Genomic DNA, 11,571 nt, shown 5'->3' with positions numbered 1-11,571 from the left:
GGCGTCCTTGCCCCCTCGGTCTCGCCAGATTTTCATGGCCGGACCGACAGGGCGTGGCATACAATCGCGCCCAGCCAGGAGAGAACCCGGCCGATGCCTTCACGGGCACCGGAGATGGGTCGCCGAAGGCGCAGGGCAAGGCCGTGAAACGCTTCGCCCGAACGCTCAGGCAAAAGGACTGGCAAGCACCTTGGCAACAAGGTGATCCTCACTGGAGAGAGGCTGGAGACGGCGTACGCCACAGGCGGCGCACCGTGAGCCAGCCCACCGAAGGGGCAAGCCCGATCCGCTGCGACACGGTCGCAGCGATGGGTCAATCTCTCAGGTAAAGCGGACAGCGGGGGCAGCACCAGGGCATGGGTTGACTAGTGTGACAGCACAGCCGGCACGTGCCCCGGATCGACGACCAACTCGATTGCCCCAGTCCGGCTGCGAAGCCGGCGCTTGCCATGTCCACAGACCTGCTCACCACGCCCCTGCACGCCCTGCACATCGAACTGGGCGCCAAGATGGTGCCCTTCGGCGGCTACGACATGCCCGTGCAGTACGCCACCGGCATCCTGGCCGAACACCGCCACACCCGCACAGCCGCCGGCCTGTTTGATGTGTCCCACATGGGCCAGGTACTGCTCAAGGGCGATGGCGCGGATGCCGCGCTCGAAACCCTGGTGCCGGTGGACATCGTCGGCCTGGGCCTGTTCAAGCAGCGCTACGCCCTGTTCACCAACGAGCAAGGCGGCATCCTCGACGACCTGATGGTCACACGCCGTGCCGATGACCTGTTCGTGGTCGTCAACGCCGCCTGCAAGGCTCAGGACATCGCCCACCTGCAACAGCACATCGGCCAACGCTGCACCGTGCAGCCCTTGCCCGACCAGGCCCTGCTGGCACTGCAAGGTCCACAAGCAGTGGACGCCCTGGCGCGACTGAACCCCGGCGTCAAGGAACTGGTCTTCATGACCGGCGGGCACTTCACGCTCGACGGCACCGAGTGCTTCGTCACCCGCTCGGGCTACACGGGTGAAGACGGCTTCGAGATCTCCGTGCCCGCTGACCGCGCTGAATCCCTGGCCCGTGCGCTGCTGGCCCAACCCGAGGTCAAGCCCATCGGCCTGGGCGCACGCGACACGCTGCGCCTGGAAGCCGGCCTGTGCCTCTACGGCCACGACATCGACACCACCACCACGCCGGTGGAAGGCGCCCTGACCTGGGCGATCCAGAAGGTGCGCCGCGCCGGTGGCGAGCGTACCGGCGGCTACCCCGGTGCCAGCGTGATCAACGCGCAGTTCGCGCAAGGCTCGGCCCGCAAACGCGTCGGCCTGATCAGCACCGAGCGCATGCCCGTGCGCGAAGGCGCGCAGGTGATCGCCGAAGACGGCACGCCGCTGGGCACCGTCACCAGCGGCTCGCTGGGCCCCAGCATCAACCAGCCCGTGGCCCTGGCCTACGTGGCCGCCAGCCATGCCGCCGTCGGCACGCCCGTGTTCGCCCTGGTGCGCGACAAGCGCGTGCCGATGACCGTGGCCACGCTGCCCTTCGTGCCCAACCGCTACTACCGGGGCTGAGCGCAGCGCGGATCGCCAGGCACGGCGCCTGCTGCAACTTGAAATTGGCGCCCCTGCGGCCCATCCGCCACAGCGGACGACAAGCCCGCCAGCAGCCTCAAGCCCTGCGATACTCCGCCCGTTCGGCACTGTTCACCCTTATTGACTGACCTGCTTTCCCGAGGATCCATCCATGACCATCAAGTACACACCCGACCACGAGTGGCTCCAGATCGAAGCCGACGGCACCGCCACCGTGGGCATCACCGAGCACGCCCAGGACGCCCTGGGTGACGTGGTCTTCGTCGACCTGCCCGCCGTGGGTACCACCTTCAACGCCAAGGACATCGCCGGCGTGGTCGAGTCCGTCAAGGCCGCCGCCGACGTCTACATGCCCCTGACCGGCGAGATCACCGAGGTCAACGAAGCCCTGCGCGATGACCCCGCCCTGGCCAACACCGACCCGCTGGGCGCCGGCTGGTTCTTCAAGGTCAAGCTGGCCAACCCGGCCGACGCCGACGCCCTGCTGGACAAGACCGGCTACGACGACTTCGTCAAGAACGCCTGATCCTTCGCGCGTCCATCGCGCGCGGCTGCCTGCCCTGAACAAACAGGCACGCCGCGCCAGCCGGGCCTGGTGATCGTCAACATCGATCCCACCCGGCCGGGCCTCACCGCCCACCCCATTGCCTTCAGCCGAACACTGCCCCGCCATGCCGAACACCGCCCTGCCCACCCTCGCTGAACTTGAAAATCCGACCGAGTTCCACGCCCGCCACCTGGGCCCCAGGGAAGACGAGCAGGCGCACATGCTCAGCGCGGTGGGCGTGGCCTCGCGCCAGGCCTTGATCGACGCCGTCGTGCCCGCCGCCATCAAGCGCGGTGCCCCGATGGACCTGCCTGCGCCCCTGGGCGAAGCCCAGGCGCTGGCCGATCTCAAGCGCATCGCCAGCCGCAACAAGGTGATGCGCACTTGCATCGGCCAGGGCTACTACAACACGCTCACGCCGGGCGTCATCCTGCGCAACATCCTCGAGAACCCCGCCTGGTACACGGCCTACACGCCCTACCAGGCCGAGATCTCGCAGGGCCGCATGGAAGCGCTGATCAACTTCCAGACCATGGTCTGCGACCTGACCGGCCTGGCGATTGCCAACTCCTCGATGCTGGACGAGGCCACCGCCGCCGCCGAGGCCATGACGCTGGCTGCCCGCGCCGGTAGAGCCAAATCCACCCGCTTCATCGTCGCGCACGACGTGTTCCCGCAGACGCTGGAAGTGGTGCGCACCCGCGCCGAGCCGCTGGGCATCACGGTCGATGTGGTGCACGCCGCCAAGCTGGCCGAGCACCTGGCCGGCAACGACTGCTTCGGCGCGCTGCTGCAGTACCCCGGCGTGAACGGCCAGGTCCGTGACCTGCGCCCGCTGATCGACGCGCTGCACGCCAAAGGCGCGCTGGCCATCGTCGCCGCCGACCTGCTGGCCCTGACCCTGCTCACGCCCCCGGGCGAACTGGGTGCCGACATCGCCTGCGGCACCACCCAGCGCTTCGGCATGCCCATGGGCAACGGTGGCCCGCACGCCGCCTACCTGGCCACCAAGGACGAATTCAAACGCTCGCTGCCCGGCCGCCTGGTCGGTGTCAGCGTGGACAGCCATGGCGACAAGGCCTACCGCCTGGCCCTGCAGACGCGCGAACAGCACATCCGCCGCGAGAAGGCCACCTCCAACATCTGCACGGCGCAGGTGCTGCCGGCCGTCGTGGCCAGCATGTACGCCGTCTACCACGGCCCCTCGGGCCTGACGCGCATCGCGCAGCGCGTGGCCAGCTACACCTCGATCCTGGCCGCGGGCCTCAAGGCCCTGGGCCGCACGCTGATCCACACCACGTACTTCGACACCCTGCAGGTGCTGACCGAAGACCGTGACGCAGTGCTGGCCGCCGCCGTCGCACGCGGCATCAACCTGCGCATCGCCAGCGGTGACACCGTCGGCATCTCGCTGGACGAGACCACCACCCGCGACGACCTCATCGACCTGTGGACGGTGTTCGCTGGCGGCAAGCCCGTGCCCTCCTTCGCCCAGTTCGAGCAAGGCGTGGAACTGGCCGGCCTGCCCGCGGCACTGCGCCGCACCAGCGCCTTCCTGACGCACCCGGTGTTCAACACCCACCACAGCGAAACCGAGATGCTGCGCTACCTGCGCGGCCTGGCCGACAAGGACCTGGCGCTGGACCGCACCATGATCCCGCTGGGCTCCTGCACGATGAAGCTCAACGCCACCAGCGAGATGATCCCCATCACCTGGCCCGAGTTCGCGCAGATCCACCCCTTCGCCCCGGCTGATCAACTGCAGGGCTACCAGGTGCTCAACGACGAGCTGTGCGGCTGGCTGGGCCAGGCCACGGGCTACGCCGGCATCAGCCTGCAGCCCAACGCCGGCTCGCAAGGCGAGTACGCCGGCCTGCTGGTGATCAAGGCCTGGCACGAAGCGCAAGGCCAGGGCCACCGCGACATCTGCCTGATTCCCGAATCGGCCCACGGCACCAACCCCGCCAGCGCCCAGATGGTCGGCATGAAGGTGGTCGTGACCAAGTGCGATGCCGAAGGCAATGTGGACCTGGATGATCTGCGCGCCAAGTGCGAGCAGCACAGCGCCAACCTGGCCGCGATCATGATCACCTACCCGTCCACCTACGGGTTGTTCGAGACGCGCGTGACCGAGCTGTGCGCCCTGGTGCACCAGCACGGCGGCCGCGTCTACGTGGACGGCGCCAACATGAACGCGCTGGTCGGCATCGCCGCGCCTGGCCAGTTCGGCGGCGACGTGAGCCACCTGAACCTGCACAAGACCTTCTGCATCCCGCACGGCGGTGGCGGCCCCGGCGTCGGCCCTGTCTGCGTGGTCAAAGACCTCGCACCTTTCCTGCCCGCACACCGCGCCGCCGGCATCGGTACCGACAAATCCGTGGGCGCCGTGAGCGCCGCGCCGCTGGGCAACGCCGCCGTGCTGCCCATCAGTTGGATGTACGTGCGCATGATGGGCGCCGAGGGCCTGAAGGCCGCCACCGAAGTGGCCATCCTCAACGCCAACTACATCGCCGCCCGCCTGTCGGGCCACTACGACCTGCACTTCAGTCATGGCAACAAGGCCGTGAAGGGCGGCGGCGTGGCCCACGAGTGCATCCTCGACATCCGCCCCCTGAAGGACACCAGCGGCGTCAGCGCCGAGGACGTGGCCAAGCGCCTGATCGACTACGGCTTCCACGCGCCCACGCTGAGCTTCCCCGTGGCCGGCACCTTGATGGTGGAGCCCACCGAGAGCGAATCCCAGGCCGAACTGGACCGCTTCTGCGACGCGATGATCGCCATCCGCGACGAGATCCGCCAGATCGAGCAAGGCCAGCTGCCGCAGGACGACAACCCGCTGCGCAACGCACCGCACACCGCCGCCAGCCTGCTCAAGACCGAGTGGCCGCACGCCTACAGCCGCGAGGCCGCCGCCTACCCGGTGCCCGGCCTGCGCCGCCAGAAGTACTGGTCGCCCGTGGGCCGCGTGGACAACGTCTACGGTGACCGCAACCTGTTCTGCTCGTGCGTGCCGGTGAGCGACTACGCCAGCGAATAAGGCCGCAAGCGCCGCCACAAAAAAGGGACCTCGATGAGGTTCCTTTTTTTCATCCGCCACCAGCGTGGTAACAGGATCAATAGATCAATCGATCCGGCCTGATGTCCCGCAGGATCGTCGTCGCGATCTCTTCGATCGACTTGTGCGTGGACGACAACCACGAGATGCCCTCGCGGCGCATCATCGACTCGGCCTGCTGCACCTCGAAGCGGCAGTTCTCCAGGCTGGCGTACTTGCTGTTCGGGCGACGCTCATTGCGGATCTGCGACAGGCGCGCCGGGTCGATCGTCAGGCCGAAGCACTTCTTCTTGAAGGGCTTGAGCATGGGCGGCAGGAAGCCCCGGTCGAAGTCTTCCGGGATCAGCGGCACGTTGGCCGCCTTCACGCCGTGCTGCATCGCCAGGTAGAGCGAGGTCGGTGTCTTGCCGCTGCGGCTCACACCCACCAGCACCACATCGGCCACCTCCAGGTTGCGCGCGGACTGGCCGTCGTCATGCTCCAGCGTGAAGTTGATCGCCTCGATGCGGTCGTTGTATTCGCGGTCCACCGCCACGTCGGAGAAGCGCCCCACCCGGTGGTTGGACTTCATGCCCAGTTCGTGCTCCAGCGGCTCCACGAAGGTCTTGATCATGTCGAAGACCTTGCCACGGCACGGGCGGATGATGTTGAGGATGTCCTCGTCCACCAGCGTCATGAAGACGATGGGCCGCTTGCCTTCGCGGTCGGCCACGGCGTTGATCTCGCGCACCACCTGGTACGCCTTGTCGGCCGTGTCGATGAAGGGCCGGCGCACATGGCGCGGCTTCACGGCGAACTGCGCCATGATGGAATTGCCGAAGGTCTCGGCGGTGATGCCGGTGCCGTCGGAAATGAAGAAAACGCTGCAATCGGTCATGGGTGACAAGGCGGCCAGCCGGCCGCATGAACCGCGAAGGGACGCATTGTCACCCGAGACCGGGGCGTGGGGGAGGAATGCAGGGCCGCCCCCTCGGGGGACGGGCTGGGCAGAGCCCAGCCCTGGGGGCTTAATCTCTTCAGACCACGTTGAGCGTGACGGCAATGTTGCCGCGCGTGGCGTTGGAGTACGGGCACACCTGGTGGGCCGCGTGCACCAGGGCCTCGGCCTCTTCACGGGGCAGGCCGGGCAGCGTGATGTTCAGCACCACGGCGATGCCGAAGCCGTTGGGAATAGGGCCGATGGACACGTCGCCCGCGATCTGCGTGCCATTGGGCAGGCCCTTCTTCTGCTGGCCGGCCACGAAGCCCATGGCGCCTAAGAAGCAGGCCGAGTAGCCAGCAGCGAACAACTGCTCGGGGTTGGTGCCGTCACCCTTACCGCCCATTTCGGCGGGGCGTGCCAGGGCGATGTCCAAGATGCCGTCGGACGAAACAGCCTTGCCATCACGGCCGCCGGTGGCGGTGGCATGGGCGGTGTAGAGGACTTTGTCGAGGGTCTGCATGGTGGGTGCTCCTGCGCCGGACGGGGCGCGTTCGGTGTCTGGTGAGTGACAGTGGGACAACTCTGAAATTCAATTGCACGCAATTGAATTGCGTGTAAATTTATACCCGCAGCGCAGGCGCCACAAGCCCGGCCTCACATGTCCTCATGCGCAGCAGGGCTAACGGCAATCTTGGATCAGGCTGGGTCAGAGGCATCGCCCAAGCGCTGCCGCAGCAACTGCATCGATGCCCGCAGCGCGGCGAACTCGTCGTCACCGCCGCCGATCACGCAGCGCATGGCCTGCGGTACCGCCCTCGCCTCCGCCTTGAGCTGTCGCCCCTGTTCGGTCAGGCGCACACGCACACGGCGCTCATCGTCCACATCGCGCTGCCGCTGGATCAGGCCATGGGCCTCCATCCGCTTGAGCAACGGCGTCAGGGTGCCGGAATCCAGGCCCAGCCGGTCGCCCACCTCGTGCACCACCTGGTCGTCGTGCTCCCAGAGCACCAGCATCACCAGGTACTGCGGGTAGGTCAGGCCAAGGCGGTCTAGATGGGGCTTGTACAGCTTTGTCAGCAGCAAGGAACTGGAATACAGCGCAAAGCACAGTTGCTGGTCGAGCAGCAAGGCACGGTCAGCGGCCATGTCGGCCCGCATGGCCTCCGACACGGCACCACCGAGGGCGCAGTGAGGACCGTGCGCAGGCGTGGGGCTGTTCATGTCCGCATTGTTCATGGCCGCATGGTAAGCCCACTCGAATATTTCCTGCAGAGACCTCCGGTCCAACCCTAAAATGCGCGGCATCTCGTCTTGCTGAGTGTGCGTCACCACCAAGAACCACAAAACGCGCGCCCTCGGCCAGACCACCGGTTTTTTACCATCTGGAGTTTTTATGTCCAACCTCTTCGAGCCGACCGCGCTGGTCGTCCCGTTTGAACAACTGCGCATGACCGATGTTGAATCGGTCGGCGGCAAGAACGCCTCGCTGGGCGAGATGATCTCTCAGTTGCCTGACGGTGTGCGGGTGCCCACGGGCTTCGCCACCACGGCGCATGCCTTCCGTGAGTTCCTCAAGCACGACGGCCTGACCGACCGCATCCGCAAGCGCCTGGCCGCCCTGGACACCGACGACGTCAAGGCCCTGGCCGAAGCCGGCGCCGAGATCCGTGGCTGGGTCGAATCCCAGCCCTTTCCCGCCGACCTGGAAAAGGCCATCCGCGACGCCTTCGTCACCCTGGCCGGTGACAACCTGCAGGCCTCGTTCGCCGTGCGCTCCTCCGCCACCGCAGAAGACCTGCCCGACGCCTCGTTCGCCGGCCAGCAGGAAACCTTCCTGAACGTGGTGGGCATCGAAGACATCCTGCACAAGATGAAGGAAGTCTTCGCCTCGCTGTACAACGACCGCGCCATCTCCTACCGCGTGCACAAGGGCTTCGCCCATGACGTGGTGGCCCTGTCGGCCGGCGTGCAGCGCATGGTGCGCTCCGACCTGGGCGCCGCCGGCGTGATGTTCACGATGGACACCGAATCGGGCTTCCCCGACGTGGTCTTCATCACCTCCAGCTACGGCCTGGGCGAAACGGTGGTGCAAGGCGCTGTCAACCCCGACGAGTTCTACGTGCACAAGCCCACGCTCAAGGCCGGCAAGCGCGCACTGATCCGCCGCAACCTGGGCTCCAAGCTGATCAAGATGGAGTTCGCCACGCCTGAAGAGAAGGCCGCCAGCGGCAAGCTTGTCAAGACGGTGGATTGCGCCCCCGAGCAGCGCAACCGCTACAGCCTGACCGACGACGACGTGCTGGAGCTGGCCCGCTACGCCCTGGTCATCGAGCAGCACTATGGCCGCCCCATGGACATCGAGTGGGGCAAGGACGGCGGCGACGGCCACCTCTACATCCTGCAGGCCCGCCCTGAAACGGTGAAGAGCCAGCAGCAAGGCAAGACCGAGCAGCGCTACAAGCTCAAGAGCACCGGCACCGTGTTGGCCGAAGGCCGCGCCATTGGCCAGAAGATCGGCACCGGCCCCGTGCGCATCGTGCACAACCTGTCCGAGATGGACACGGTCAAACCCGGCGACGTGCTGGTCACCGACATGACCGACCCGAACTGGGAGCCGGTGATGAAGCGCGCCAGCGCCATCGTGACCAACCGTGGCGGCCGCACCTGCCATGCCGCCATCATCGCGCGTGAACTGGGCATCCCGGCCGTGGTCGGTTGCGGCAACGCCACCGAGCAGCTCAAGGATGGCGCCCTGGTGACCGTGGCCTGCTCCGAAGGCGACACCGGCTACATCTACGATGGCCTGCTGGAAACGGAAATCTCCGAGGTCACGCGTGGCGAGATGCCCCACATCGGCATCAAGATCATGATGAACGTGGGCAACCCCCAGTTGGCCTTCGACTTCGCCCAGATGCCCAACAGCGGCGTGGGCCTGGCGCGGCTGGAGTTCATCATCAACAACAACATCGGCGTGCACCCGAAGGCCATCCTCGACTACCCCAACATCGACATGGACCTGAAGAAGGCCGTGGAATCGGTGGCCCGCGGCCACGCCAGCCCGCGCGCGTTCTACGTCGACAAGTTGGCCGAGGGCATCGCCACCATCGCGGCCGCCTTCTTCCCGAAGCCCGTGATCGTGCGCCTGTCGGACTTCAAGTCCAACGAGTACAAGAAGCTGATCGGCGGCAGCCGCTACGAGCCGGAAGAAGAAAACCCGATGCTGGGCTTCCGCGGCGCCTCGCGCTACATCAGCGAGGAGTTCGGCGAGGCTTTCGCCATGGAATGCGAAGCGCTCAAGCGCGTGCGCAACGACATGGGCCTGACCAACATCGAGATCATGGTGCCCTTCGTGCGCACCCTGAAGCAGGCCGAGCGCGTCACCACCATGTTGGCCGACCAGGGCCTGGTACGTGAATCCAAGGGCGGCAAGGATGGCCTGCGCGTCATCATGATGTGCGAGGTGCCCTCCAACGCCATCCTGGCCGAGCAGTTCCTGGAGTTCTTCGACGGCATGTCCATCGGCTCCAACGACCTGACCCAGCTCACCCTGGGCCTGGACCGCGATTCCGGCCTGGAACTGCTGGCACAGGATTTCGACGAGCGTGACCCGGCCGTCAAGGCCATGATCTCGCGCGCCATCGCCGCCTGCCGCGCGCACGGCAAGTACATCGGCATCTGCGGCCAGGGCCCCAGCGACCACCCGGATTTCGCCGACTGGCTGGCCGCCGAAGGCATCGTGTCCATGTCGCTGAACCCGGACACCGTGGTCGACACCTGGCAGCGCCTGGCCACCCAGCGCTGAGCCTGAAGCAGGCCAAGGCCTCCAGCAAAAGGGAACGTGTTTCACGTTCCCTTTTTTGTTGGTACGCCCCTGGGCAGAGGTTTACCCTTTGCCGAGCATCATCCGACATCTAGGTGTTACCCATGAATTCGGTCATCTCGGCAAATGAATGAGCCTATTCGGCAAACGTTGCGGAATCTTCGGCAAATAGCATGCACATGTCCGGCGTGCATGAAAGCGCCGAACCAGGGCCCGGACCCTGTTCACAACATAAGAAGTAGGCAAGCCGCGATCGCCCTGGGGTGAATGCGCTGGCCGCAACCCTTCCAGGAGCGCTTCCAACATGTCCCGCATCTCAACCCGCGCCACGTCCACGCTGCTGGCCGCTGCCGCGCTCGCAGCCGGGGCCTCGGCCCAGGCACAAACCGCCACCCCGGACCCCTTCTACCAGTACACGGGCAGCACGCCGCTGGCCGACATCGCGCCGGGCACGGTCCTCAAGACACGCACCATTTCGTACTACGTCGTGGGCATCAAGACCCGGATCCAGGCCACGCAGGTGGTGTACCGCTCGACCAACGCCAAGCTCGAGCCGGCCGCGAACGTCACCACCATCTTCTCGCCCGATTGCACCTCCTCCTGCCCGAACAAGAACAAGGTGCTCTCCTATCAGTCGTTCTACGACTCGCTGAACCCGGAAGACTCGCCCTCGCGCGCCTTCGCTGGCGGCAAGCGGATCCCGGACCTGCTGCCCGCCGTCGAGACGCTGCTGTTCGGCTCCTACCGCAAGAAGGGCTACACCGTCGTCATCTCCGACACCCAGGGCCAGAAGGCTGCTTTCGCGGCCGGCCCGGAGTACGGCTACAACACGCTCGATGCGATCCGGGCAACTTTCAATTTGCCGCAGGCCGGCCTCGACCGCAATGCCAAGGTGGCCATGCTGGGCTACTCGGGCGGCGCGATCGCCACCGAATGGGCGGCTGAACTGGCCCTCACCTACGCACCCGACGTGAACGCCAACCTGGTCGGCGCTGCATTCGGCGGCGTGCTGGTCAGTCCCGAGCACAACCTGACCTACGTGGAAGGCGCAGCCATCTGGGGCGGCGTGATGCCCATGGCCGTCATCGGAGTCTCGCGCTCTTATGGCATCGACATCCAGAAGTACCTCACCCCTCGTGGCCTGGAGGTCTACGACCGGATGCAGAAGGCCTCGATCGCCTACGTGCTCGGCCAATACAGCAAGGTGACCTGGAAGGATCTCGTCAAGCCCGAGTACCAGGACCGTACCAAGATCGCCGAGTACGTCGAGGCCGTCAACAAGGTCATCATGGGCACGGGCGGCACGCCGACCATCCCGCTGCAGATCGGGCAAGGCACGGGTGGCACCATGGAGCTCACCAAAACCTCGCCCATCTGGGGCAAGGGCGATGGCGTGATGCTGGCCGGTGACGTGCGCACGCTGGCGCGCCAGTACTGCGACCAGGGCGTGAAGGTGCAGCACAAGGAATACGGCACGAGCCACTTCGTGACCATGATCAGTTGGCTGCCCTGGGCCACCGCCTGGATCGACGACCGATTCGCAGGCAAGCCCGCACCGGAGAACTGCGCCAGCATCGCCCCGGGCAATCCGCTCACGCCGCTGGTCTACACGCCCTGACGTGTAAAAGGCATGGGCATGCG

8 protein-coding genes and 2 riboswitches are annotated in these 11,571 nt (G+C 66.3%); of the genes, 5 read left to right on the top strand and 3 right to left on the bottom strand.

The features are described 5' to 3' along the window. Window positions 1-65 precede the first annotated feature (65 nt). Window positions 66-191: riboswitch (glycine riboswitch) on the top strand. Between the two features lie 10 nt (window positions 192-201). Continuing rightward, a riboswitch (glycine riboswitch) is annotated at window positions 202-348 on the top strand. Between the two features lie 101 nt (window positions 349-449). From gcvT to gcvP, 3 genes are all read left to right on the top strand, one after another. Then, window positions 450-1,565 carry a glycine cleavage system aminomethyltransferase GcvT gene (gene gcvT, locus WAQ08_RS03515; RefSeq protein ID WP_422189251.1) on the top strand — a complete coding sequence of 372 codons (1,116 nt, stop codon included), beginning with the start codon at window positions 450-452 and terminating at the stop codon, window positions 1,563-1,565. A 172-nt stretch (window positions 1,566-1,737) separates the two neighbouring features. Beyond that, window positions 1,738-2,112, top strand: coding sequence for a glycine cleavage system protein GcvH (gene gcvH / locus WAQ08_RS03510; RefSeq protein WP_422189250.1), 375 nt, complete (start codon window positions 1,738-1,740; stop codon window positions 2,110-2,112). 145 nt (window positions 2,113-2,257) lie between these two features. Beyond that, on the top strand, window positions 2,258-5,170 hold the full coding sequence (gcvP, locus tag WAQ08_RS03505; protein ID WP_422189249.1) for an aminomethyl-transferring glycine dehydrogenase: 2,913 nt from the start codon (window positions 2,258-2,260) through the stop codon (window positions 5,168-5,170). A 76-nt stretch (window positions 5,171-5,246) separates the two neighbouring features. Here the strand turns inward: gcvP and ppsR are convergent, their stop codons facing one another. The 3 genes from ppsR to WAQ08_RS03490 form a co-directional block, all read right to left on the bottom strand. After that, a complete protein-coding gene (ppsR, locus tag WAQ08_RS03500; protein ID WP_422189248.1) occupies window positions 5,247-6,065 on the bottom strand; it encodes a posphoenolpyruvate synthetase regulatory kinase/phosphorylase PpsR in 819 nt (272 codons plus the stop codon). Between the two features lie 139 nt (window positions 6,066-6,204). Beyond that, window positions 6,205-6,630 (bottom strand): organic hydroperoxide resistance protein, encoded by a 426-nt coding sequence (locus WAQ08_RS03495; protein WP_422189247.1) that lies wholly within the window; start codon window positions 6,628-6,630, stop codon window positions 6,205-6,207. Between the two features lie 176 nt (window positions 6,631-6,806). Then, a complete protein-coding gene (locus WAQ08_RS03490) occupies window positions 6,807-7,331 on the bottom strand; it encodes a MarR family winged helix-turn-helix transcriptional regulator (protein WP_422189246.1) in 525 nt (174 codons plus the stop codon). A gap of 172 nt (window positions 7,332-7,503) precedes the next feature. Here WAQ08_RS03490 and ppsA point away from each other — a divergent pair, with 172 nt between their 5' ends. Both ppsA and WAQ08_RS03480 read left to right on the top strand, forming a co-directional pair. Then, window positions 7,504-9,912, top strand: a complete 2,409-nt coding sequence (gene ppsA, locus WAQ08_RS03485; protein ID WP_422189245.1) for a phosphoenolpyruvate synthase — start codon at window positions 7,504-7,506, stop codon at window positions 9,910-9,912. 322 nt (window positions 9,913-10,234) lie between these two features. Further along, window positions 10,235-11,548, top strand: coding sequence for a lipase family protein (locus WAQ08_RS03480; protein ID WP_422189244.1), 1,314 nt, complete (start codon window positions 10,235-10,237; stop codon window positions 11,546-11,548). Window positions 11,549-11,571 lie beyond the last annotated feature (23 nt).

This window comes from Aquabacterium sp. (genome assembly GCF_049274795.1).
Classification (GTDB): Bacteria; Pseudomonadota; Gammaproteobacteria; order Burkholderiales; family Burkholderiaceae_C; genus Aquabacterium.
Note: the sequence above shows the minus strand (reverse complement) of the source record. Positions and strands in the feature narration are given on the sequence as shown.